Raw genomic sequence first — 25,033 nt, 5'->3', positions numbered from 1 at the left:
CCTTACATCCTTTAAGGCACAATCAAAAATATAACACGTCCATTTTCATGTGCCTAATTCAAAATATCTGGTGGTATACTTATTCCTTTGTCCTTAAGCTTTTGTACAAACTTTGGCATGATACCTGTTGAAACAAATTCTCCTTTTACCTTTCCGTTGTTATCAATGCCTCTTTGCTCAAACTTAAATATATCCTGAAGGATAATCACATCCCCCTCCATGCCTTGAACTTCTGTAATATGAGTGATTCTTCTGCTTCCATCCATAAGTCTTGATTGCTGAATAATTACATCAATGGCTGAAGCTACTTGATCTCTAATTGCTTTAATTGGAAGGTTCATTCCTGACATAAGCACCATGGTTTCAAGCCTTGATAACATATCTCTTGGTGTGTTAGCATGACCTGTTGTTAGCGAGCCATCATGACCAGTGTTCATAGCTTGAAGCATATCCAAAGCTTCTCCAGAACGAACCTCACCTATAATAATTCTATCTGGACGCATTCTTAAGCTATTTTTAACTAAATCTCTTATTGTAACTTCGCCTTTCCCCTCTACGTTTATTGGGCGCGTTTCAAGTCTTACCACATGTTCTTGAGAAAGTTGAAGTTCTGCTGCATCCTCGATAGTTACTATACGTTCATCATTAGGTATAAATGATGAAAGAACATTTAATGTAGTTGTTTTACCACTTCCTGTCCCACCAGACACAACTATATTAAGTCTTCCCTCTACACAGTTTTTAATAAGTGCTCCCATCTTTGAGGTCAATGTACCAAATCTAATCAAATCCTCTACCTTAAATGGATCTTCAGAAAATTTTCTAATGGTAATTGAGGGACCATCAATGGCTAGTGGCGGTATTATAGCATTTACTCTAGAGCCATTAGGAAGTCTAGCATCTACCATTGGTGAGCTCTCATCTATTCTTCTTCCAATTGGTGCTACAATTTTTTTAATAACATGAAGTACATGATTATCATTTTTAAATTTAGCATCAGTGAGCACCAATTTTCCGCTTTTTTCAATATAAACATGATCTGGACCGTTAACCATAATTTCAGTAACATTATTATCTGCAAGCAATCCTGTAATTGGTCCAAATCCTATAATTTCATCTAACAATTCTTCTTTTATTTTTTTCTTATGACTATTCGTCATATTTAGTGATTCTTTTTCAATATGCTTGCTGACAATATAATCAATTTTTTGTTTCACTTCCTCGTTGTTCTCGGAAATTTCATTAAAGTCTATGTCAAGCTCCTCAATCACTCCATTTTGAATTTTCATCTTTAATTCATAATAAGGATCTACCTCCCTTTCGCTTGTCTTATTAGCTTTTTTATCTACATTTATTTCTTCTAATCTTTTTATAAGAGACATACTAATTCCTCCTATTTAGGCATATTCAAAAAAATAGCAAGTCAGTATAATAGTCTATCTTCTTTCATATCCCTTTTCCAAGTCTTTACACATGACCTCTATGGCCTTTCCTATTTTGAGTTTATAATATTTATCATCATCACATAATGGTAACCCTTTGTTTACTGAAACAACAACACTCTTTTCTTCATCTGGTATAAATGAAAAAACACCATCTTTAAAGGTTTCCTCTATTTCTTTTTTGCTTATTCCATAATTCGAATTAAATCTATTTATAACAAGCTTTACCTTGTCTTTGTCATATCCAAGAGAATCCATAACTTTAAGTCCTAATTTTGTATTCTTTAAAGCTACAATTTCCATAGTTGACACCATAAGTATCTTTTGTGCCATATCTAAAATGTAAAGAGTATTATCATTAAAATTAATACCTGTATCCACAACTATTACATCATATTGCTTTTTAATTATTTTCATTATCTTTTCAACTGTTTCTTTTGCTATATATTCTGCTGCCTCTGGTTTTTCTGGAGCAAATAGTATATCAAAATTATCACTATATTTATATAAATAAGGTTTTATATTTTCATAAGAATCTATTTGTCCATCATCTATTGCATGTAGAATATTCTTTTGATTATACTTATTAACCAGCATAGATATATCACCAAACTGCAAATCCATATCTATAAGAAGTACTTTTTTATTAGCTTCTTTGCTTAAAACAATTGCTGTATTAAGGGATAAAATTGACTTACCCACTCCACCTTTTGAACTAAAGAAAGCTATGACATTTGCATCTCTTATTGTTTCTACACTACTTGCTATCTTTACTTGTCTTTCCCTGTACTTTTCGTAAGTTGTTGTTATAGTTTCAATTAAGTCATCATAGTTAAAAGGCTTAATTATATATTCCTTAGCACCATGAAACATTGCTTTCTTTAAGTATTCACTTTCAGCCTGAACAGACATAATAATTACCAAAACCCCCGGATACTCCATTGTTATTCTTTCAGTAGCTTCTAAACCATTTAATACAGGCATATTGATATCCATTAGAACTACATCAGGTTTTACTTTTGGTATAAGATTAATTACCTCTTCACCATTAGCTGCTTCTCCTACAACTTCAATATTTTCTTTCTGCATACTCAATATTTTTTTTATGACATTTCGAGTTTCTTCAATGTCATCTGCAATTAATATTTTAATCTTATTCATTGTGTATCCCCCTACTACTGTAGTATTGGAATTTTAATTACTTCGCCAGTTACAATTAAATTCTCATTTTGTATATTGTTTGCATCCTTTATAATTGTATATTTATGTTCATCTTTATAAAATTCTCTACTAATACTTTTTAATGTATCTCCACTTTTTACTGTATAAGGTTTATAATTTTCATTGTTATTATTTTCACTGGTTATATTACTTGAATTATTTGCCTTATTAGAAGCTGTTGTATTATCATTACCGCTATTAACATTTAGATACAATTCCTCTGAAGTAGTTCCCTTTGTTTCAGAAATGTTATTATCATCCTTTAATGGTCTAAGAGCTAATTTAATACTTCCTATACTTTGCCCAAGAACTAGCTTTTCTATGTCTGATGTTGGAATTGATAATGTTACTAAAAAATTTGTTAGTGTTTTCTCTTTATCAAGTGCCTTATCATTTGTTTTCTCTTCTCTATTAAGTTGTTTATCAACTGCTAAAATCTCAATATTTTGCAAGATAGTTTTTGCCATATTTGGGTTAACAATTTTTGCTCCATCCCGTTTTTCAGCTATAAATGTAATTATATCTACACTATCACCTGGTTTTAACAAATCTGAAACTCCTGTATCACCTGAAACACTAATAGAAATTGCTCTATGATTACTATCTATTTTTAAACTAAGTTCATTTGAATCCTTGTCTAGTAGTTTATCAGCATAAAAACCTTCATCTTTAAAAACAGTTTCCTTTGTATATTTTCCAACAACTTTTGAAGCATCATCAATATAATTAACTAAAATAGAATCATCAGACACTTGAATTTCTTTAATCATTTTCTTATCTATAAGAGTTCTTGGAGGTATTGTTTCAGCTGCTACTAAAACAGTTATCTTTTTATTTATTTCTTTTGGTGATTTTAAAGACTGCATGAATAAAAAAGCAGCCATTGCTGCAAATAATGCTAAAACAAAAGATATCACTATCAATTTTTGTGCTGTACTTTTCATAACTACCTCCTTGGTTGTTTTGGTTCTCTGCTTACTTTGACAGCTTTGCACCATATACCCCTGTATCATTTAAATTTACATCAACCTTAGAATTTAAAACATATTTAATAAATCTACCTTTAATCTCAATCTTACCCGAAACATCCTTTACTCCTTCTACATAAAATGCTGCGAAACCCACTACTAATACTGACTTCCGTCCATCTACAGTTAATGAATCTACCAAAGGTATTGTCCAAAGCCTAATTGAATCTCTAGAAAAATTATCAAAAGTGCTGTGTTCAGAGTTAATATAATTATTTATATCATTAGTAGCCCCTGCCATATTACCTGGTTCAGTATTTATATAATCACCTACTGATATTGTTCCACTATAGCCGTATAGTGCATTTATTCTAAAAACATTTGAACCTTGTCCACCAAGTGCAACTGCACCATAATTACCATGATATCCATCTCCAGCACCTTCTTTAATTGTTACGAGCTCTCCATATGGAAAGTTGTATGCTTCTACCGCAAAGGGTCTTATTCCACTATTCACTGATTTTGCTGGTGCAAGTACAGCTTTTGTTTTAGCATTTACATTGCTACTGTTTATGCCTATTATTGGAGCAAACAAATGCTTTACATTTTTGATACCTTCTATTTGAATGCTTTTATGATCTACTCCAACAACTATAGAAGTCTGATTTGGATCTACATTATTTTTTTGAAGATAATCTACAGCTACAGCCTTTGCTTTTATATCATTACTCGGCAGTTCAAGTATGGCAGCTAAAGCTGCTGAATCAATTGCATTTGTTAATTTTTCTTTTTCTGCATAAACCATTCCTACATCAATTACATAAGCTGCAAAACCCATTAATGCAGTAATTACTAAGCATAAAATAATTGCGACATTTCCCTTATTATCTAATCTTTTCATTTCCCCACCTCACTCAACTCTCATGGAGGTTTGTCCATTCAAGACAATTACATTATTAAAAAGACTACTTATAATTGGAACAGTGAGTTTATAGTTATAGGTTACGTTTACAGTAAGAGTACCTCCAGCTATTCTGTTAGTTACATTCGGAGTTATACTTACTACTAAATTTTCTGGTTCTAGACTAGGTGAAGTGGATATAATCAAATTTCGAATTTCAGCATCAGTACTTCCTATAATTCCAGTTCTTGCTCCTTCTCTTGCAGCATTTCCAATTGTAATGTATGCGTTTAACATCATTCCAAATTGAAATATCCCCATGATTAGCAGCATAAGAATTGGAAGAACTATTGTAAATTCAACTAATGCTTGACCCTTTTGATTTTTTAATTTTTTAATTGTAACCACGTCCTTTTAATAACCACTAAATCTAAAATCTCTACTGTTCCAAAAATACCCTATGATACATAACATTTGTAACAACAGTTCTTTTACTTAAGTGCATTTATTATGTCTTGGAATTTTGCAGATATCGCTGGTCCAAGTAATACTAATACTGCAATAACTACTATTGATACAAGTCCTATTATTAGTGCATACTCAACCATACCTTGTCCTTTTTCATTTTTTAAAATTGATACTATTTTATCTTTCAATTTCTTCATATTTAACACTCCTCATTCTTAGTATTTTAATTTTTTATCTCATCTTCAAAATTCGTTATACTTTTTATTTAAGTGCATTTATTATATCTTGGAATTTTGCAGATATTGCTGGTCCAAGTAGTACTAATACTGCAATAACTACTATTGATACAAGTCCTATTATTAGTGCATATTCAACCATACCTTGCCCTTTTTCTTCTTTAAATTTACTTAAAACATATCCTTGAAATTTTTGTAGCATATTAATCTCCCCTTAAAATTTATTTTCTTTTGTTTTCCCTTGACTTTATTATAGCCCTGTCCACTTTTGTTTGGCAGATTGCAAAAGTCACATTTCATAAGTAAAAAAGTCACAAAAAATAGGGACTAAAGTCCCTATTCCTTAATCTTCATATTTATTTATGTAATATTCATTAATGTTATTTTCTATTGCAACAATTGTAGCCTTAACTCTATCCTCCACATTTATCTTTCTAAAAAGATTTGTCGCATAGTTTTTAATAGTCTTTTCTGAAAGATACAACTGTTCTCCAATTTCCTTATTACTATGCCCTTTCGATATTTTAATCAGCACTTCAACTTCTCTTTTTGAGAGATTATCTAAAATGCCAAGTGCTTTCTTATTCTTAATTTTTATGTCTGAAAAAAGTATGGAAACCAATGATTTATCAATATATTTTTCGCCCTTATGTACTGTTCTAATTGCATCTGCAATTTCTGTTCCGGCTGAATCCTTAAGCATGTAACCATCTGCACCTATATTTATAGCTTCACTAATAGTCTTTCTATCATTTTCAACAGTTAACATTATAACTTTAATTTTATCTCCCTTAGCCTTTATGTTTCTAAGAGCCTCAATACCATTCATTATTGGCATATTGCAATCTAATAAAACAACATCTAATTCATGCATATTTAAAATTTTCAGAGCCTTCTCACCATTTTCTGCCTCAAAAATCACCTCCATATCCTCTTCAAAACTAATAATTCTCTTTAACCCCTGCCTTATGATATCATGATCATCAGCAATTAATATTCTAATTACCTCGTCTTTCATCCTTTATCACCTCTCGATTAATAGGAAGCTTAACAGTATAAGTTGTGCCTGTTTTCTTTGAAGATTTGATTTCAATTTCCCCTTGGAGCTGATTTACTCTATCAAAAATGCCAATAAGACCATAAGAAGTTCCTTTAGTTCTTACTCTCTTTAAAGTTTCTTCTACGTTAAATCCTACACCATCATCAGTTATGATTAACATTAAATATTTCACTCCAAAATCCATCCTTACCTCTGCATTCTTTGCTTTAGAATGCTTTCTAATATTATTGAATATTTCCTGAATAATTCTATATACTGCAACCTGAATAATGGATTCTATTTCTGTTTTAATTGGCTTTAATTTTACCTTTATATTAATATTAGACTCCTCTGAAATAGAATTTACTGTTTGCTGTATAGTTTGAATTAACCCTAAATCATCTAAAGACATTGGTCTTAAATCAAAGATAATACTTCTTACTTCCCTTAAGGCTACTTTAACACTTCCCTTTAAATCTTCTAGTTCCTTAAGCCCTTCTTCAAAATCCTTTTTAAGAACCATTGTGCAAATATCCACCTTCATGACTACATTAGCCATATGCTGAGCAGGTCCATCATGAATATCCCTTGCAATTCTCTTTCTTTCACTTTCTTGAGCCTCTAAAATTTTTATACCAATAAACATTTCTGAATTTTTATCTGTACCTTCTAAAGCTGAAAAAATATCTCCCTCTAAATAGCCCATAGCAATACTTATTTGATTAATTATTTTTTCTCCGTTCTCAATATTAACCATTGTTTTTTTTAGGGCTAATTCTAGACTATCTCTTTTCTCTCTCAGTAGCTTTTCTTCATTTTTCTTTATATAAAATTTAACCCTTATATCCTCCGCTCTTTCGTACGCCTCTTTAATATCACTTTCACTATATTTATTAAAATTGGCAGAGACCTTAGCCAATCTTTTTCTACTAGCCTTATCTTGCTTTTCCAGTTCATCAACCTCATCTATAACTCTAGCAACATCCGCCCTAACTTTCTCAATCTCAAGTTTAAGGTTTTCCTTATCTTTTCTTATGTTATCAACAATATTAAGTATTTCCCCTCTGCTTGAACCTATCGCTCCTATTATATTATTGATTATTTTATTGATAGCATTAACATCTAATTCCATATTCTTCATCATACCCTTAACTTTTTATTTTCTTTCATATGCCTTATACAAAGATCAATATCGAAATAAAACTTCCTAATGATAAAAACGGACCAAATGGGATATAATCCTTAGTTCCTTTTATTTTTAATAATATTAAAACAATACTAATTATTGAAGAAATAATAAAAGCTAAAAGAAGTGCCCATAAAGTTCTATTTAGTCCTAAAAAAGCTCCAATGGCAAACATAAGCTTTATATCTCCCCCACCCATGGCATTGGGAACAAGAGCTAATAAAAATAGTATTCCTCCACCTGCTATCATTCCAAGTATTGTATCTATAAATGAAGTCTTAGCTATAAACGAAAATATTATTCCAATAACTAAAGCTATAACAACCATAAAATCAGGTATAATTTTATGCTGCAAATCAATAAATGAAATTATGATTAAAATCACTGTCATCACTATTGCTTTAGCTAATATAATAGTAAATCCAAATCGCACAAATAAAACTTCAAATGCCAAGCCACAAATAATAGGTATAACAATTTTTGCAGTTTTTTTCTTATTTTTAGTTATACTATATGATATTTTCTCTATTATAAAATTTAATATACTTCCTATAATTAGACCTATAATAAAAATCACTACATTCATTGTTTACCTCTCAAATAGATTTATTGAATATTCTCCCTTAAGTTTTACATCTTCCATCTTATATTTCACCTAATAGCGCAAAGATATTCCGTATTCTTATTTATGGGGGTATTTTTTTTCACTTCTAAAATCATAGGAATATTATCCTGTGGATTATTATTAATCTTTTCATCACTCATATTACTCTCAATTTCTTTAATATCTTTATGAATAATTTCTAAATTACACATTTCATCATTTGTCACATTTGTCGCTTCATTTTGAATGATTTTATTTTCAGATATTTTATCTTCATCCTTAGGATTTTCATTTTTTAAGATTTCCTTTACCAAAACTTCCTTGTTCTTTATATCTTCCTCTTTATCCTTATCTTTGCTTTTTTCTTTTATCTTGATATTTTGATGCTTAGCAAAATTTTTCACTCTATAAATGTTATCTTCTGTAAGTTCAATCATTTCTAATTCTATTAATACATCTAAGGCTAACTTGATTTGGTCCATATCTCTGTTAAATTCTATTGCTAAAGTTTCTATTGTATATGGAATATTTCTAGAAAGATATAAATCCCCTTCTAAATTAACCTTTCCAGCCAAAGTGATAAATCTAGTCCAAACATAGTGAATAAGATCCCTTTCAGGCTTTCTATCTATTATTTTAAATTTTGTATCTTCATACATATCAACTCTAAATTTTACAACTTTTCTTTCTCTCATTTTTATCATTCCCCTTAATTTTTTATTTTTTCAATATACCTTCACTTAAGATATATGTTCCACTTAATAAAATTACAATAATTCAATAATATTTTTTCTATTAAAATACTACAATTTTTTTATACTAGTTGAATTTTAAGAAAAAAAAAAGATACTACTGCTGTAATGTCTTTTCTAAATCTTTCTGCTGTAAAAATTTATTTGCAAATGCCCATTGAATTATTACCAATATATTCCTATGTAAAGTGTTAGATAATTATGGTACAATATCCAAGTAAAATTCAATAACCATAGACGGATGGCTATGGAGGTTTTGAACATTTTTTCCTCCTTGGGCTAATAGTGAATTATTTCATTGTAGCTTAGGAGGTGGTATTGAATATGCTAGAACTGATTATAAAAAGTTTTGCTACTCTTTATATTATTAGATTAGTTTTGAAACATAATCTTTTTATTTCTAAACTAATTATCAAGATTAATTTTCTTGGAATTCACATAGAAGTTAACAGCAACGAAAAAAAGCACCCATCCCACAAAGACTAGTGCTTTTTTCTAGAATTAAATTATTAAATTAAATTCATTCAATAGCCCTAAAACAAAATAAATGTTCTAAGGATTGCTTAATGTTAAAGCATTAAGCTTTTCTTATTTATATTATATCAAACTTTTTTAAAAAATAAACATATATTTTTCATTTTTATTGGGATATCTTATTTTCATTTATATTACATCTAGTTTCAAATAATTTTTTTTAACTGAATCAAAGATCATATGAATAATTAGACATACAACTTCAATATCTGAAAGCTCTATCGAATACTTCTTTATAGTAAAATACTCTTATAGATTTCACCAAAATCTCTAAAAGTTTACATAGAAAAATCCTAATCGCTATTTATTTCGTCTTTAATTCTTCTACTTGTTCTTTTTTGTACACTTTTACTATACTTGTTACCTCCTTCAAAATATAAAAAGGATTACTCAAAGCTCTTATTACTCTAAGTATTCCCTTAAATTTTATCCACTATTATAATATATATTTATAGAAATCCTATTAATTCACTTGCGTACTTTTATGTATTAAATCTTTCTTTATTTCTTTAAATTCTTCTTCTGTTATTGCACCGTCATCAAGTAACTTCTTAAATTTTATAAGTTCATCTGCTAAATCGAATCCACTTGTACTTGAATTATGTTGACTTGTTGCCGCTACTTCTTCTCTTACATCTTCATATTCAGTATCTACAGTTTCATATTCAATGTCTATGACTTCCCCTGTTTCTCTTTCTAAATCCTTAATATCTTTCTTCAAATCTTCTTCTGTATAATTTTTATTTATGGAACTTGCTAATGCATCCTTTAATCTATTCCCCATTGGTTTCATAGACATATATGTTAGTCCACCAGATATTACACCACCTAAAATAGGTATTGCCTTAGATGCTCCTTTTGCAAATGTATCCTTTGTCATCTTTACACTCATTATAGCTGCTATTTTCTTTATTATAGGATAATATATAGTCTTCGTTAATGCTTTTTGTGGTAATTTTTTTAATACTTGATTTGCTATATTAGTTGAGAGTAATCTTAATGCAGTAGTTGCTCCACCAACACCAAACATTGCTCCTAGAAAAAGTGTTAATTCATTTTTCACTCTTTCATTATCAATGTTATCATCTTTCCATAAATCTTCAAAGCCATATAGATACGCTAATTCTTGTGCTATTCTAAGTGCTACTCCAAAAAATTGCAAAGTATCAGCAGGTATAGTTGCCGCCATAGCAAGTCCACCTGGTAATCCCGCTAAAAAAGAAGCTCCTGCAGTTTGATTTGTTCTTTTACTTATTATATTCTTAGCTATTTTATCTAATAAATTTAAATCAATTCCTGCCTCTATTGTATTTGACTTAACAACTTGATTTATTTTTTCTTCTGAAACATGTTTACTTAACTCTTTTATTAAAAAACCAGTCCTATCTACTTTTACGCCTGGTATTTTCAATGCCGTAGTTAATGCTAATTCAAATTTATTATTTCCCTCAATATTATTCATAATAGCCCTCTTTCTTCCTTTTATATATATTTTATCAAAATCCATTCCAAACCCGCATGATTACTATAAATATTTATATATTTAACTATGTTTCTATTTAACTATGTTTCTATAAAAATATTTTCCTAGCTTCATATTTACATATAAATATATATTCCTATTTTTATATATAACTATTTTCTTATTTAATAATTCCTGCTGAGCTTTTTCCCAACTGCCAGCAACCAAACAAAAGTCAGTTTAATATTGTAATTTAAAGTGGTTCTACCTCAAAACCAATTATCCAACTATCAGCTTTGAATTTTAATTTATACTGAAATGCATCTAGATAATTACCATAAACAAAAGACTGATTTAGTATTGTTTGCTTTGTATTTCATATCTAAATTCCCTTTCAAAACCTATGTTATTAACATTTTATATCCTTATATTAATTTAAAATCATCCTCTTAATTATATTTATTATGGTTCTTCATAGGTATGCTCCTCATTTGTTATCTTATACTATACTTAAACTTCAATTACTTTTACCTAGACATATTAACTCCCCATTAATATGAATAATGGCAAGTTGTATTTCATTATAAATCTGCCTTACTTGTGATACCGCTTACGCTCAATTATTATTCTAAAACTCTTTAAATTTCATTTAATAAAATCATATCAGCTTCCTATTATAGACATAACTAGAATACTCCTTCTTTTAGTTTTTTAATACTATTTTGGACTCTCCTCTATTGAATCGAGTTCCCATACCCCCAGTTTTTCACATATTTTCTATCAATTCAATTAAAAGAACTTCCCTCTTTAACTGCTTCAATTTCTAATGACATATTACATCAGTACTTTAAGTTATTCGTCATAAATTTTTCATCCCCTTCAAAATATTTCAATTTAATTCAGATTTGTAACTATTCAGCTATTGAATAAATTTATTATATATTAAATAATTTTTCAAAAAATTATTCCTATTATTCTTAGCTTTTGGTATTATAAATATTGTCTTTTAAAAAACTAATGATAAGGTGGTGACTATCGTGAGCGAAGGCAAAATTATAGAAATCTATAATCAAGGATTAACGCAAGTTATGAGTGTTATAAAAGAACTTACAAATGAAATAAAAGGTCTAAATTCTCAAGTAGAAAAAATTTCAAAAGAAAATAAAGCTCTCGGTGAGCGTGTTCAATCTTTAGAAAAACAAACTCAAAAGAATAGTAATAACAGTAGCAAACCACCATCGACAGATGGTTTTAAAAAGAAAACTAAAACTTTAAGAACTAAATCAGGCAAAAAACCTGGTGGTCAAGAAGGTCATGATGGAAAGACACTTGAGCTTACTGAAAATCCAGATGAAATAATTGTACACACTGTAGATAAATGTGATATTTGCGGAGAATCCTTACAGGATGTAGCTCCGGACAGTATAATTGTACGACAAGTGGTTGATCTACCAGAGACTAAAGTAAAAGTTACTGAACATAGATCAGAAGTTAAAAAATGTCCAAAGTGTAGAAGAAAAAACACCGGTAAATTCCCTGAGGGAATAACAAACACAGTTCAATATGGCGATAAAGTAAAAGCGATAGCTGTTTATTTAACTCAATATCAATTAATTCCGTTTAAACGTGGTGCTGAATTGATTTCTGATATGTTTAATATAAGTTTAAGTCAAGGTACAATAGTCAATTTTAATAATAACTGTCATGAAAAATTAGAACTTGTTGAAGAAAATATAAAAAATGCAATAACTAATTATCAAGGTGCTGTACATTATGACGAAACTGGAATATATATAGATAAAAAACGCCAATGGCTACATGTTGCTTCAAATGATAAATATACTTATTATGAAGCACATGAAAAACGAGGTAAAGAAGCTATTGATGATATAAATATATTACCTAAATTTACCGGAACAGCAGTACATGACTGCTGGAAGACATATCATCAATACTCTTGTGAGCACGCTTTATGCAATGCTCACATATTAAGAGAGTTAAATGCTATATCAGAGCTAGAAAAACAAAAATGGGCAGAGCCTTTGAAAAATCTATTAGTAGAAATAAAAAAAGAAGTAGATTTATCTTGGAATACTGCCAATGCCTTAACTTTAGATAAAATTGAAGCCTTTGAAAAAAGATATGATCAAATATTAGAAGATGGCTTCAAAGAAGATTATATAGCAAATAGTAAAGCATACAGTAAAAAGAAAGTAAAGAAAAGTACTAGTCTTAATCTATTAAATAGATTAAGCGGTTATAAAAATCAAATACTTGCTTTTATGTATGATTTTGAAATACCTTTTGATAATAATCTTGCAGAGCGTGATCTACGAATGACTAAGGTTAAACAAAAAATCTCTGGAACATTTAGAAGTAAAGATGGCGCAAAAGCATTTACTAGAATTCGTGGATATGTATCCACGGTTCGAAAAAATAGCTTGAATACTTTGGATTGTATAAAATCAGTATTTACTTCAAATATAATCGATCCGACCTTAGTTTAACTAAGATATTTCTAGGGGTATTGAGAATAAGTTGATACCCCTATTTGCCATACCTAAAAGTATATCTATTAAAATTTTAAATGACTACAGCTGAATAGTTACTCAGATTTTATTATCTTTTCAAAACAAAAGAACTATACTAAACCTAGCATAGCTCCTATTGCTCTCTATTTCTGACTCAAACCAGCTGAAAATCAACTTTCCTAATTAAATAAAATATGTTATTATTTTAATATTAAATGCATTTTTAACCAACAAAACATGACATTTTTTGTTGATTAAAAAAAGAACTTTCAGAGAGTAACCAACCTTATTATTAATAAATTTTGCGAGGGTATTATGAAACTTAATTTTTCTAAAAAATCCTATTATTTTTTAATTTTTATTACATTCATATTAGTTGTAGCATCTTTTGTAAATGTTTATTTTAACAGAGATTGTTTTTCGTATAAACCATTTGAAAATGGTCCAGAATTATCTTCACCTATATTCTCCAAAGTTGTAGACAACGGAGACCAATACTATATTGATAAAGGAAATCATCGCATTATTGGAATAAATAGAGAAGGTAAATGCAAATGGACATATACAAATACTGACGCAAGTTATAAAGAACTTGTACAAGCTCCTGATGGCAGAATATTTGTAACAAATTATCATTATGTTAATGATGCCGCCATTTCCAACATTTCAATTGATGAGTTTTCTGCTTCGGGTAAATCTTTAGGCAGTATATATTCTGCTTCATATTCTGTTAATCATCTTTTTGATAAAACAAGCCAAATAATGGATTTGCAGTTTTTTGATGATGCTCTTACATTTGTCACAAGAACAGATGACAAACTTCTTCTATATTCTATAAATTTGAAAGAAAACAATAAATCCCAGCTAAAAGCCTCTGTTTCCTGGGACGACGAAAAAGAGCACGCCATAAAATACTGTTATGATCATGACAAAGAAATTTTTTATGCTATTACAGCTCTTGGCAATGTTTATAAAATAGCAACAAATGTAAATGATGCCAAACTACTTTCTTATTCAAAAGAAAGTGGCTTTAATATTCCATATTCCATGACGCTCATGGATGGTCATCCTGTTATTTCGGATATTGGTTCACGAACTGTAAAGTTTTATGACGGTGAAATCTTTAAGACAATAGCTATTATGAAGAAAAGTGATGACTTTTTCACAGATCCTGCTCTTTATTATTCCATTACAAGTGCCAGCCAAAATGAAGTTACTCTAACATCAAGTTATGGTATTTCTCTGCTTAATGTTAATACAGAAATTCTAACGACCATAAACACAGACTTTCCATTTTCTTCAAAGGAACACGCTCGCATTATTTCAACCTGGTTTTGCGGTCTTCTTTTGATTCTTTTTGGATTTGGATTAATTATAGTTTTTGCAATATATTACTACAAAAAAGTAGGATTTACAGACTTCACCTATAATTTTATGATGATAGTAATTGTTGTAGCAATATCAGCACTTATTATTGCTAATTATACAAACATTACTTACAAAGCTTATCAAGACAACTCAATTGATAAAATTTCTTCTATTGGTAACTTAATAGCAAAAAATATTTCCCCAGAGGATGTAAAAAATATAGATTCTTTGGAAGATTTCAACTCGCAAAGTTATAAAAATATAGTGAATTTCCTTAATAATAATTCAAGCAATTCAGATAATCCTGTTTTATTTGTAGATGAATCAGGACTAACTAAAAAAGATAACGCCTGGGACGCAGATATTTATTTTGGAATTAATAAATTCTTTAATGAAAGACTTTATTTTATTTTGGCTATGCCTGAAGAAGCCGGATCTATATACCCATTAGAGATTTCAGACAAAGATTCAATCGACTTATTAATTCAGAAGAACACACTGGTTTACCCAGACTATGTGGGTTACTTTGGTTCTTATTGTCTGGTTCAAGTTCCTATAATTTCAAATAACGAGGTAATTGGTACTGTTGAGGTTGGATTCAATAAAGAACATTTTATTAAAGAAATGCGAGTAAAGCAAACAGAAATCATTATTTCAATAGCTGTAGTTTTGCTGCTTTCCTTACTGTTTTTAAAAGAAATTATCTTTTTTATAAAGATGTTTTTCTCAAAGCGTTCTTTAGCACCTGGTCAACTAATTGACTCAGGCTGCGTTAGAACTCAAATGTTTTTGGGTCAAACTGCCTACTCCATATCCATAGTCTGTGGTCCGCTGTTTGCTATGCAATTATACAGTGAAACCTTTGGTATTCCAAAAGAGATTGCTGTGGCAATTTCCTATTCAGCCACTCTTTTGTTTGTTGGCATCTTTGCCTTTGTTTCTGGCAATCTTGCAAAGAAAATTCCACTTCATCGGTTACTTGCCATCAGTGCCATTCTTGCTATAGCCGGCGAGCTGACTGCAGCTACCTCTACCACGTTTTTACAGTTCCTTATTGCTAGAAGTTTATTTGGAGCCGGTGTAGGTATGATACTCAATGTCTTGGATACCATGGTAGCTATGCAACCTGATGAAGAACGTGTAACGCAAGGATTTACCATGAGCAGTGCAGGTGGCCAAGCTGGAATTATTTTTGGCGTTGGCATGGGTGCTACTGTAATGGCCTACTTCGGTTATCGAGGTGTATATGTTGTTTCCGCTATTATCCTCATTATTCTTTTTTGTACATCCATTCTTTTTTACAACAAGAATAATGTTCCCGTTACTACAGATTTAGTCGAAGATAATGCTGGCATGAGTTTTTTTAGTTTTGTGAGGAATAAAAAAGTAATAGGTTATGTTTTCTTTTTAGCTGTGCCATATTTCCTATGTTTAGGATTTATTGACTATTTCCTTCCACTGGCAGGAAATGGCTATGGTCTTAGCGAACAATCAATTTCATATATTGTAATTGCTTTTGGACTAATATCCATTTGTCTTGGTCCGTTTCTTACAAAAAAGCTTCTTTCTATATTTAATTCCTATATTGTACTTATTATATCCACAGTTGTTGTGTCTAGCGCAATAATATATTACGGGCTTAATCAATCTGTTTTTGGACTTGTGATTTCCTGTGTTGCTTTTGCCTTTGCCGATAGCTTTTTTCAATCGGTGCAGAACATCTATCTTACTCAGTTGCCTGAATCAATCAAATACGGGCAAGGTAGCACTCTTGCGTTCAGCAATATTGTTATCGGTATTGCTGGTATGGGTCAATCCTACATATTTGCCTTTGCCATGATTTTTGGTATAAAGAAGGTTTTTTTGATAATTGGCGTTAGTTTCCTTGCTTTAACAGTATTATTCCTAATGTTTAATCTTGACAAAAAGGATTGTAATAAAAATGAGAATTTTTTAGATGATGTTTAATTATTGAAATTAGAAGGAGGCTATATTATTTATGCGTATTCTACAGATTTGTGATGAACAACAATATATTTTTAATATTAATGAAGCAAACAAGAGTATCCCTATACAAATATCATATTCCATGGAATTTTCAGAAAGCTTTTCTTCTGATGAACTTTCCTTTGCAATTGATAAATGTATAAAGGAATCTGATGTTTTTGGGGCAAGATGTATTGTAAAAAACAGCCGTCAGTATATGGAATTCCTACCATATGATAAGCATGATTTTCCTATTTTCAGTTTTTCTAGTGAAAAAGAATATGAAAGCTTTTGCAACCAAGTCAGAAAAACAAAAATAAACAATAGAGATAAACTTTATTACATATTTATTTTTTCAATTGCAGGTTCTTATTATCATTTACACTTTAGTTTTAATCACATAATATTTGATGGGACATCAGCGTTATTATTATCTGAGAAGATTCAAAAGATTTTACTCAACAAAAATGAAGAAATAAAATGGCACCCTTTTTACAACCATTTAGATAATATAAAGAGTTATAATGAAAGTCAAAAATATCTTATAGATGAAAAATTTTGGGAAGATAGATTTTTAGAAATTTCTAAAAGTGATTATCTCTTTAGGGATGTTATTGATACAAATTATTCTCCAATTAAAGATTTGACTTTTCAGACAAGCAAAAAACTAAAAGAGGAGTTATTTGAGTATTGCTCTAAAAACAATATTTCACCACATATTTTGATTGTTGTAGTTCTTGCACAAATTATAACTGACAAAACCGGATGCAAGCGTTTTTACTTTGAAATCCCTATTGGAAATCGTTTAGGAGCAAATGAAAAAAATAGCATAGGTACTTATGAAATCGCAGTTCCAGTAATTTTTGATTTCACTATATATAATGATTTTTTTGATTTGCTTAAGTCAGTTCAAAAACAGTCCACAGATTATTATAAGCATAAAAATTTCGATTGGATCACAAAAATATCTTCTGAGTCACACGAAAGAAAATACGGCAAGTATATTCCTCAGTTTTCCTTTTCGTATTTTTGTCAAAACAAAAAGCCATCTGCTTCAGTTGCAACAATACATCACCAATCATGTGAAAATGACATTCTACCTATGAATTTATATGTATCAGACTATCTTGATTGGCAGGCTATTACATTTTCTTATATGTATTGGGATAATTACTTTAATGACGAAGAAGTTATACAAATTCATAAGGATATTGAAACCGCTATAGCAAATATTATTGAGAATAAAAAGCTTTTAGAAAATGAATAGCACCAGCGTTCTAACCACTAAATTTACCCGTTAATGTTCCATATTGCAATATATGTTCCTTCATTGCTTTTAGTAACTCAGACTTACCAGCATCGTTACTCAAGTTTAATGTTGTATCTAAAACATATACCTTAAATATATATCTATGTGTTCCAAAGGGTGGTAATGGTCCTCTATACCAATGTTTACCTTCATATCCACTCTTTCCTTGTATAGCTTCACCTAGAGAATTTACAACTTCTTCTTTTGGAACACCTTCTAGTATATTATCAAATCTTGCAGGTATATTCCAAATTACCCAGTGGTTATACACTCCTATAGGGTTATCTAAATCATCCATAATAATTGCAATTGTTTTTGCATCAATATCAATTGTATCAAATTTTAAAAGTGGAGAAATATCTTCACCTTTTCCAGTATATTTTATTGGCATTTCCCCATTATTTTCAAATGCAGTACTAGTCACTTCTAAATTAACAGGCACATCATAATCATCTTTAGTACTATAAGCTCTTTTTATAAATACCATCACTATTATTATTAAAAAGATACCTATAGCTACAACAATTTTTTTCACTCATGATTACCTCACTTTCTTTTAAAATTTATATTTACTAATTGACTTTCTGCAAAACTTATTCCACTAAACCCCTTTCCCTAAGATTACTATATACACTCTTAAAATTATCTTCTTTGCCTTTTAAAATAATTTTTCTATATGAAGGTTTCAATATAAAGAAATTTATCATTCTTACAAATAAATTTTGTAAATGATACTTCTTATTATTTTTTATATCCCTTGTAATTTTTCTTCCAATCTCACTAGCTAAACTGTAGCCCTCTGTATCTTTCACATCTTTAGAACCTAATTTTACTCCAAGAAAACCTGAAACATAACCTCTTTTAAACGAGCTTCCAGTAACCATGTAAGCAAGTCCCTTGGCTACTTTCTTTGCTACCATTGACCCTGCAGTAGATATACCCACTACATACTTACCTCCAAATAAAGAAGAAGTCATATTCTCAAACAATCCTATTCTATCTATAAAATTTTTCATACGTGCATTAGCAGCACCTGCAAAAGTTGGTGAACTTAAGATGATTCCATCTGCATCATTAACAAGTTTTTTCAACTCTTCAAAATCGTCATTAATAGGGCATCTCCCTTTAAGACATGCTAAACAACCTGTACAATATTCAAGGTTGTATTTTGGAAGAAAAATTTCTGTTACTGTAGCACCTTCTTTTTCTGCACCTTTAAGTGCTTCTCTAGCAAGTCTAGCACTATTTCCATTAATTTTTCCGCTACTAATCAATGCAATTATTTTTATATCTTTTTTCATATCTCCATCTCCTCTTACTTCTTACCTAATTTACCCATACAACTTCCCAATCTGCCTATTAATTCTTTAAGTATGCATCACTGCATACTTTCTGTTTCTTGACAGAAAAAAAATAATATTATATACTTTGTACACAATCCGTATACAAAGGTTACATACTGTAACTTAAATATACATTGTGTGTAATACAATTGTCAAGTAGGAGGAAAAAATTTTATGGATACAATGTCCAGAAAAGAAAAAGAAAAACTATTAAGGGAAGAAGATATTATAAATGCAGCAGAAAAAGTATTTACTACAATGGGATATAACGGAGCCTCAATGGAAGAAATAGCTAAAGAAGCTCAATTTACTAGAAAAACTATATATCAATATTTTGCAGACAAAGATGATTTATATTATGCAGTTGTAGCTAGAGGATTTAGTGGACTTCTATCTTATTTCCAAGAAGATATTCAAGATGGACATAACGGCTTTGAAAAACTTCAATGTTTAATGTCTGCTTATTATCGATTCTATCGGAATTTTCCAAGTACATTCAATTTAATGACTTATGTTGGATACATTAAATCAAATAAGGAAATTACAATAAAGCAGCAAGAATTCAATAAAATCACTGAATTATTGCCCAAAGAAGTTGCAAAGGTGATTGAAGAAGGAAAGGCCGATGGTAGTATCCGTACAGATATAGATACAATGAGTGCAACTTATTCTGCTGAATTTTTGACAACAGGATTTTTTCACATGCTTTCTGTATCAGGTAAAACATTCACAAATCACTTTTCCCTTGATCAGGAGAATTTTATACTTTTTAATATGAATTTACTATGTGATGCTTTTCGTTCACGAAAATAAAAGTGATTATAACATATTTGGTAAATACCGTATTATTCAATTTTCAGGTTATATCTGGCAAAATAGCAACTTATTCACCAATCCAAATATTATCTCAGATATGTAGTTTATTCGTTTAATTAAAAAAGATATCTGATTTCTAAATCAGATATCTTAATAAAAATAAGTTAAGTCCTGTATAATATTTTATTTAATTACTTTATAATTTTAAATTCATAACCTTGCTTTTTTAAATATTCTATTATTCTAGGTAAAGCTTTTGCTGTTTCTTCTTTTCCATAAGTATCATGCATTAATATTAATGCCTTTTCTCTATTACCTATAGTTTTTATAGCCTCCTGAGTTAATTGTGCAGCATCTTTATGTCCACTTTCTGCATCTCCTGATAATGCATTCCAATCAATTTGATGCCAATCTTTTTCATGCAAAGCTTTGTCCACAGCCTCTGCCCCTTGTGGATCCTTGTTACTCCATGTCATTTGACCTCCTGGGAATCTAATAGCACGCGACGAAAAATCTTGCCCCAAAACATTTTTTAAAGCTTTATCTGTTTTATCAAAATCAGACATACAATTTTCCAAATTTATATTTCCATTTGGAAATAAATAGTTATAATCATGTGAATAAGAGTGAATACCAACTGCATTACCTTCTGCTATTTCTCTCTTTACTAAGTTCTTACTGGCATCATCTTTATCAACATATTTTCCTATAAGAAAGAAAGTTGCATTTACATTTTCAGATTTAAGAATATCTAATATTTGTGGCGTTACTGTTTCTGATGGACCGTCATCAAAAGTTAAATAAGCAACTTTTTTACCATCAGCACCATCAGGCTTTTGTCTTTTTATTTGTTGTTGTATATATTTTTCCAAATATTCAACATTCTCTACACTGGTGTTACTTTCTTTATCTACTGAGCTATCATTTTCTTGATTATCATTATCTTGACTTTGTACCGAATTATTATCAACAGCTTGTACAGCTTGTACAGCTTGCTTATTTGCTGAGAACTTTTGAGCAACTACTACTCGTCCTACAATTACAAATAATGCAACTGCAATAAATAATATAATAATCCTCGCTCTCTTAATATTTTTCCTTCTATTGTTATTGTAAATATAATTACGTTTCATTCTTCTACCTCTTATATATTTAATAATTTATTTACTGTCCACTAATATAAGAATGTAAAACACTTATTATAAAGTATATTATCTTTATATTCATAAACTACTTCTTTTCCTACATTAATTCCATTTATTGCATTTATCGATAGTAAATTTTATTTTTATAATTGATGTTTAAACTGACTATTATAAAGATCTGTATAAATTCCACCTTTATTTACAAGTTCGTTATGATTTCCTCTTTCAACAATTTCACCATTCTTCATAACAAGTATTATATCTGCATCACGTATGGTTGAAAGTCTATGGGCTATAACAAAGCTTGTACGACCCTTCATCATTGAAAGAAATGCATTTTGTATTTTTATTTCTGTTCTTGTATCTACACTACTGGTTGCTTCATCTAATATAAGCATTGGCGGATCTATAAGCATTACTCTTGCTATAGTTAAAAGTTGTTTCTGTCCTTCTGAAAGATTTCCACCAGATTCAGTTATAAGCGTATCATAGCCATCTGGAAGTCTCTTTATAAAACTATGAATATATGCTGACTTTGCTGCATTTTGAACTTCTTCTAAAGTGGCATTTGGTTTGCCATAAGCTATGTTTTCTCTTATAGTTCCTTCAAAAAGCCATGTATCTTGAAGTACCATACCGAATTGATTTCTAAGACTATCTCTAGTAAGATTATTTATTTCTTTATCATCTATAGTAATCTTACCTTTGTCCAAATCATAGAATCTCATAAGCAGATTAACCATAGTAGTTTTTCCAGCGCCAGTAGGTCCTACGATGGCTATAGTGCTTCCTTTTTTTATGTCAACACTGAAATCTTCTATAAGTGGTACTTTCTTATCATAAGCAAATGACACATTTTCAAACTTAACATTTCCTTCACATTCAGTTATATTTTCAGCATCTTTAGAATCTGCCTTTTCTGGCTCTTCATCTATAACAGAAAATATTCTTTCACAAGATGCAAGCGCAGCTTGAAGCTGAGTAGCAACACTAGTAATATTGTTTATAGGTTGTGAAAATTGAGTGGAATAGGTTAAAAAACTCGAAATTACACCAACACTTAATCCGCTTATTGCTGAAAGGATTCCTCCAACCAAACCAACTAAAATATATGTAACATTATTTACGAGTCTTGTAGCTGGATTTGTAAGTGATGAATAAAATTGAGCAAGCTGTCCACATTTATAAAGTCTTCCATTAATTTCCCCAAAGTTTTCTTCTGCTCTTTTTTCATATCCAAAAAGTCTTACTACCTTTTGATTTCCTATGATTTCTTCTATATATCCATTTAATTCTCCTAAAGTTTTTTGTTGCTCTTTAAACATTTTATTAGATCTTTTTGTAATAAAAGAAGCAATAAGAAAACAAAAAGGTGTCATTATTACTATTACAGCTGTTAATTTAAAACTTAAGCTTATCATTAAAATAAGCGAACTTAATATCGTAATAATACCTGGGTAAAATTGTGTTATACCTTGAAACAATCCATCTGAAATGTTGTCCATATCATTTGTAAGCCTGCTTATAATATCTCCATGAGGATGTCTATCAAAATACTTTAAAGGCAAAGTACTTATCTTACTTAATGCTTCATTTCTAAGATCCTTTACTGTACTATAAGCCACAATATTAGCCACTATAGTAAAGAGCCATGTAAATAAGGCACTTACTACATAAATTACTCCAAGTATTATGATTGTTTTAATTAAACCATCAAAATCAACTTTGCCCTCCGCAATTATTTTATCAATCGCCTTTCCGACTATTAATGGCATAAATGCAATAAGAACATTACTTATAAGTGCAAATATCAGCGATGCAAACATATAACCTTTATATTTTGAAACATAACCTATTAATCTAGAAAATGTACTTTTTTTCATTTACATAGCCTCCTTTGTATTTTGAGAACTACATATTTCTTTATAAACACTTGATGTCTTGAGTAATTCTTCATGTGTTCCAACTCCTGCTAAATTTCCATCATCTAAGACAATTATTAAATCAGCATCTTTTATAGTACTTATTCTTTGAGTAACCATCATTACCGTCGCACCTGTAGAATTTTCTTTAAGTGCCTGTCTAAGTTCTGCATCTGTAGCATAATCAAGAGCACTTAAGCTGTCATCCATAATTAATATTTCTGGTTTTTTTACTAAAGCTCTTGATATAGTAAGTCTTTGTTTTTGACCTCCAGAAAGATTAACTCCACCTTGAGAAATATATGTATCATATTTTTTAGGCATCTTTTCTATAAAATCAGAGGCCATTCCAATTTCAGCGGCCTTTTTAACTTCGCTCATAGTAGCATTTTGTGCTCCCCATCTTATATTTTCTGATACAGTACCAGAGAATAAAACAGCCTTTTGAGGAACTAATCCTATGTTATCATCAAGTTCTTTTTTATTAAAATCGCGAGCATTAATTCCATTTATTAATATGATGCCTTTAGTGGTATCATATAATCTAGGTATTAAATTAACTAAGGTAGTTTTCCCAGAACCTGTACCACCTATTATTCCAACCATTTGTCCTCTTTTTATTTCAAAAGATATATTACTTATAGCCTCTTCTTTAGAATCCTTATAAGAAAAAGATACATTCTCAAATTTAAGTATTGGCATATCCTTATCATTATTTTTACTAAAGCTGCTGTTTCCACTATACTTAATACTTGTGTCTGTATTAAATACTTCATTTACACGAGATACACTAGCTGCTGCTTTAGTAAAGGTAACTATAAGATTAGCTAGTACTATAAGAGCTGATAAAACCATATTTATATAGTTTATATAAGCTATAACCTTTCCTGTTGTCATTCCTCCTACATTTACTCTTATTCCACCAAACCAAATTACTGCCATAAGTGCAAAATTCATTATTATACTTGTAACTGGATTCATAAGTGCAGATATCTTTCCTACCTGAATTGCAGTACTTGCAAGTTCTTCATTTGATTCTTTAAATCTTACCTTTTCACCTTGTACTCTGGAAAATGCCCTTATAACTCTTACTCCAGATAGATTTTCTCTTAATATAAGTGCTAATTTATCAAGTTTTTTCTGAACTACTTTATAAAGAGGAAGAGATTTACTCATAATAAGATATATTGCAAAAGCAAAAAACGGGATTGATAAATACATTATTAAAGATAATTTAATATCAAGATACATAGCCATTATAATTCCGCCAATGCAAAGAAATGGAACTCTTATAGCAAGTCTTATAAGCATTGCTAGACCAAGCTGAAGTTGATTCACATCATTTGTTACACGATTAATAAGAGATGATGTTCCAAAATCATCAATCTCATTATAGGAAAAAGTTCCTATTTTTTTAAACAGTTCATTTCTAAGTGCTGTCCCAAATCCTTGCGATGCAATAGATGAAAAATATTGACAGGTAAAAGATGATAGCACTCCACAAACTGCCATAACAAGCATTATTATTCCTATCTTAAATATATAATTAATATTTCTTGTTCCTATACCTTTATCGGTTATAAGTATCATTATTGTAGGTATTGATATTTCAAAAATTGCCTCGAGCAATTTGAATATAGGACCTAATATAACTTGCTTTTTATAGGGCTTTACGAATTTTAATAAATTATTCAAAGTTTATCCTCCATTCTTTAGGGAGTCGAAAGAAGTTGAATATTTCCCTAATTTCATTTATTATTATATCAAAAACAAATACATATAAAAAATACATAATATATA

At 29.9% G+C, this 25,033-nt stretch carries 21 protein-coding genes; 4 read left to right on the top strand and 17 right to left on the bottom strand.

Features of this window, described 5'->3' with window-relative positions:
- Positions 1 to 53: 53 nt before the first annotated feature.
- From psyc5s11_RS08460 to psyc5s11_RS08405, 12 genes are all read right to left on the bottom strand, one after another.
- Positions 54 to 1,382 carry a CpaF family protein gene (locus tag psyc5s11_RS08460; protein ID WP_224037163.1) on the bottom strand — a complete coding sequence of 443 codons (1,329 nt, stop codon included), beginning with the start codon at positions 1,380 to 1,382 and terminating at the stop codon, positions 54 to 56.
- 54 nt (positions 1,383 to 1,436) lie between these two features.
- The gene (locus tag psyc5s11_RS08455; protein ID WP_224037162.1) at positions 1,437 to 2,603 is read right to left on the bottom strand and encodes a response regulator; all 1,167 of its coding nucleotides are present in this window, start codon (positions 2,601 to 2,603) and stop codon (positions 1,437 to 1,439) included.
- A 14-nt stretch (positions 2,604 to 2,617) separates the two neighbouring features.
- Positions 2,618 to 3,607 carry a Flp pilus assembly protein CpaB gene (gene cpaB, locus psyc5s11_RS08450; protein ID WP_224037161.1) on the bottom strand — a complete coding sequence of 330 codons (990 nt, stop codon included), beginning with the start codon at positions 3,605 to 3,607 and terminating at the stop codon, positions 2,618 to 2,620.
- Between the two features lie 31 nt (positions 3,608 to 3,638).
- On the bottom strand, positions 3,639 to 4,532 hold the full coding sequence (locus psyc5s11_RS08445) for a pilus assembly protein TadG-related protein (RefSeq protein ID WP_224037160.1): 894 nt from the start codon (positions 4,530 to 4,532) through the stop codon (positions 3,639 to 3,641).
- Positions 4,533 to 4,541: 9 nt separating this feature from the next.
- Entirely contained in the window at positions 4,542 to 4,940 is a 399-nt protein-coding gene (locus tag psyc5s11_RS08440) for a TadE/TadG family type IV pilus assembly protein (protein WP_224037159.1), read from the bottom strand.
- A gap of 83 nt (positions 4,941 to 5,023) precedes the next feature.
- Positions 5,024 to 5,197 (bottom strand): Flp family type IVb pilin, encoded by a 174-nt coding sequence (locus psyc5s11_RS08435; RefSeq protein ID WP_224037158.1) that lies wholly within the window; start codon positions 5,195 to 5,197, stop codon positions 5,024 to 5,026.
- Between the two features lie 64 nt (positions 5,198 to 5,261).
- Positions 5,262 to 5,438 (bottom strand): Flp family type IVb pilin, encoded by a 177-nt coding sequence (locus psyc5s11_RS08430; RefSeq protein ID WP_224037157.1) that lies wholly within the window; start codon positions 5,436 to 5,438, stop codon positions 5,262 to 5,264.
- Between the two features lie 141 nt (positions 5,439 to 5,579).
- Positions 5,580 to 6,254: a response regulator gene (locus psyc5s11_RS08425; protein ID WP_224037156.1), complete on the bottom strand. Its 675-nt coding sequence runs from the start codon at positions 6,252 to 6,254 to the stop codon at positions 5,580 to 5,582.
- Positions 6,235 to 7,419: a sensor histidine kinase gene (locus psyc5s11_RS08420; protein ID WP_224037155.1), complete on the bottom strand. Its 1,185-nt coding sequence runs from the start codon at positions 7,417 to 7,419 to the stop codon at positions 6,235 to 6,237. The genes psyc5s11_RS08425 and psyc5s11_RS08420 overlap by 20 nt, the downstream gene beginning before the upstream one ends.
- Before the next feature lie 31 nt (positions 7,420 to 7,450).
- The gene (locus tag psyc5s11_RS08415) at positions 7,451 to 8,047 is read right to left on the bottom strand and encodes a prepilin peptidase (RefSeq protein WP_224037154.1); all 597 of its coding nucleotides are present in this window, start codon (positions 8,045 to 8,047) and stop codon (positions 7,451 to 7,453) included.
- A 65-nt stretch (positions 8,048 to 8,112) separates the two neighbouring features.
- Positions 8,113 to 8,760, bottom strand: a complete 648-nt coding sequence (locus tag psyc5s11_RS08410; RefSeq protein WP_224037153.1) for a phage replisome organizer N-terminal domain-containing protein — start codon at positions 8,758 to 8,760, stop codon at positions 8,113 to 8,115.
- A gap of 1,054 nt (positions 8,761 to 9,814) precedes the next feature.
- The gene (locus psyc5s11_RS08405; protein ID WP_224037152.1) at positions 9,815 to 10,813 is read right to left on the bottom strand and encodes an SHOCT domain-containing protein; all 999 of its coding nucleotides are present in this window, start codon (positions 10,811 to 10,813) and stop codon (positions 9,815 to 9,817) included.
- Between the two features lie 1,037 nt (positions 10,814 to 11,850).
- Here psyc5s11_RS08405 and tnpC point away from each other — a divergent pair.
- The 3 genes from tnpC to psyc5s11_RS08390 all read left to right on the top strand — a co-directional run bounded on the left by tnpC (position 11,851) and on the right by psyc5s11_RS08390 (position 17,965).
- Positions 11,851 to 13,320, top strand: a complete 1,470-nt coding sequence (gene tnpC, locus psyc5s11_RS08400) for an IS66 family transposase (protein WP_224033641.1) — start codon at positions 11,851 to 11,853, stop codon at positions 13,318 to 13,320.
- Positions 13,321 to 13,659: 339 nt separating this feature from the next.
- Positions 13,660 to 16,680 carry an MFS transporter gene (locus psyc5s11_RS08395; protein WP_224037151.1) on the top strand — a complete coding sequence of 1,007 codons (3,021 nt, stop codon included), beginning with the start codon at positions 13,660 to 13,662 and terminating at the stop codon, positions 16,678 to 16,680.
- A 31-nt stretch (positions 16,681 to 16,711) separates the two neighbouring features.
- A complete protein-coding gene (locus psyc5s11_RS08390; RefSeq protein WP_224037150.1) occupies positions 16,712 to 17,965 on the top strand; it encodes a condensation domain-containing protein in 1,254 nt (417 codons plus the stop codon).
- A gap of 10 nt (positions 17,966 to 17,975) precedes the next feature.
- On the opposite strand, the gene psyc5s11_RS08385 is transcribed toward psyc5s11_RS08390, so the two are convergent.
- The gene (locus psyc5s11_RS08385) at positions 17,976 to 18,542 is read right to left on the bottom strand and encodes a YbhB/YbcL family Raf kinase inhibitor-like protein (RefSeq protein WP_224037149.1); all 567 of its coding nucleotides are present in this window, start codon (positions 18,540 to 18,542) and stop codon (positions 17,976 to 17,978) included.
- Between the two features lie 58 nt (positions 18,543 to 18,600).
- The gene (locus psyc5s11_RS08380) at positions 18,601 to 19,308 is read right to left on the bottom strand and encodes a flavodoxin family protein (protein ID WP_224037148.1); all 708 of its coding nucleotides are present in this window, start codon (positions 19,306 to 19,308) and stop codon (positions 18,601 to 18,603) included.
- Between the two features lie 216 nt (positions 19,309 to 19,524).
- Between psyc5s11_RS08380 and psyc5s11_RS08375 the strand changes: the two genes are divergently transcribed.
- Positions 19,525 to 20,163 (top strand): TetR/AcrR family transcriptional regulator, encoded by a 639-nt coding sequence (locus psyc5s11_RS08375; RefSeq protein WP_224037147.1) that lies wholly within the window; start codon positions 19,525 to 19,527, stop codon positions 20,161 to 20,163.
- Positions 20,164 to 20,357: 194 nt separating this feature from the next.
- Here psyc5s11_RS08375 and psyc5s11_RS08370 read toward each other — a convergent pair whose 3' ends face one another.
- The 3 genes from psyc5s11_RS08370 to psyc5s11_RS08360 all read right to left on the bottom strand — a co-directional run bounded on the left by psyc5s11_RS08370 (position 20,358) and on the right by psyc5s11_RS08360 (position 24,928).
- Positions 20,358 to 21,299, bottom strand: coding sequence for a polysaccharide deacetylase family protein (locus tag psyc5s11_RS08370; RefSeq protein ID WP_224037146.1), 942 nt, complete (start codon positions 21,297 to 21,299; stop codon positions 20,358 to 20,360).
- 155 nt (positions 21,300 to 21,454) lie between these two features.
- Positions 21,455 to 23,194 carry an ABC transporter ATP-binding protein gene (locus psyc5s11_RS08365; protein ID WP_224037145.1) on the bottom strand — a complete coding sequence of 580 codons (1,740 nt, stop codon included), beginning with the start codon at positions 23,192 to 23,194 and terminating at the stop codon, positions 21,455 to 21,457.
- The gene (locus psyc5s11_RS08360) at positions 23,195 to 24,928 is read right to left on the bottom strand and encodes an ABC transporter ATP-binding protein (protein WP_224037144.1); all 1,734 of its coding nucleotides are present in this window, start codon (positions 24,926 to 24,928) and stop codon (positions 23,195 to 23,197) included.
- Between the last annotated feature and the right edge of the window lie 105 nt (positions 24,929 to 25,033).

Source organism: Clostridium gelidum (assembly GCF_019977655.1).
Taxonomy (GTDB): Bacteria; Bacillota; Clostridia; order Clostridiales; family Clostridiaceae; genus Clostridium; species Clostridium gelidum.
Note: the sequence above shows the minus strand (reverse complement) of the source record. Positions and strands in the feature narration are given on the sequence as shown.

Coding starts and splice junctions, on each gene's coding strand:
- psyc5s11_RS08420 (WP_224037155.1), bottom strand. CDS start 7,419: ATGATGAAGAATATGGAATTAGATGTTAATGCTATCAATAAAATAATC.
- psyc5s11_RS08380 (WP_224037148.1), bottom strand. CDS start 19,308: ATGAAAAAAGATATAAAAATAATTGCATTGATTAGTAGCGGAAAAATT.
- psyc5s11_RS08405 (WP_224037152.1), bottom strand. CDS start 10,813: ATGAATAATATTGAGGGAAATAATAAATTTGAATTAGCATTAACTACG.
- psyc5s11_RS08415 (WP_224037154.1), bottom strand. CDS start 8,047: ATGAATGTAGTGATTTTTATTATAGGTCTAATTATAGGAAGTATATTA.
- cpaB (WP_224037161.1), bottom strand. CDS start 3,607: ATGAAAAGTACAGCACAAAAATTGATAGTGATATCTTTTGTTTTAGCA.
- psyc5s11_RS08375 (WP_224037147.1), top strand. CDS start 19,525: ATGGATACAATGTCCAGAAAAGAAAAAGAAAAACTATTAAGGGAAGAA.
- psyc5s11_RS08370 (WP_224037146.1), bottom strand. CDS start 21,299: ATGAAACGTAATTATATTTACAATAACAATAGAAGGAAAAATATTAAG.
- psyc5s11_RS08435 (WP_224037158.1), bottom strand. CDS start 5,197: ATGAAGAAATTGAAAGATAAAATAGTATCAATTTTAAAAAATGAAAAA.
- psyc5s11_RS08365 (WP_224037145.1), bottom strand. CDS start 23,194: ATGAAAAAAAGTACATTTTCTAGATTAATAGGTTATGTTTCAAAATAT.
- psyc5s11_RS08410 (WP_224037153.1), bottom strand. CDS start 8,760: ATGAGAGAAAGAAAAGTTGTAAAATTTAGAGTTGATATGTATGAAGAT.
- psyc5s11_RS08460 (WP_224037163.1), bottom strand. CDS start 1,382: ATGTCTCTTATAAAAAGATTAGAAGAAATAAATGTAGATAAAAAAGCT.
- psyc5s11_RS08455 (WP_224037162.1), bottom strand. CDS start 2,603: ATGAATAAGATTAAAATATTAATTGCAGATGACATTGAAGAAACTCGA.
- psyc5s11_RS08395 (WP_224037151.1), top strand. CDS start 13,660: ATGAAACTTAATTTTTCTAAAAAATCCTATTATTTTTTAATTTTTATT.
- psyc5s11_RS08390 (WP_224037150.1), top strand. CDS start 16,712: ATGCGTATTCTACAGATTTGTGATGAACAACAATATATTTTTAATATT.
- psyc5s11_RS08425 (WP_224037156.1), bottom strand. CDS start 6,254: ATGAAAGACGAGGTAATTAGAATATTAATTGCTGATGATCATGATATC.
- psyc5s11_RS08445 (WP_224037160.1), bottom strand. CDS start 4,532: ATGAAAAGATTAGATAATAAGGGAAATGTCGCAATTATTTTATGCTTA.
- psyc5s11_RS08430 (WP_224037157.1), bottom strand. CDS start 5,438: ATGCTACAAAAATTTCAAGGATATGTTTTAAGTAAATTTAAAGAAGAA.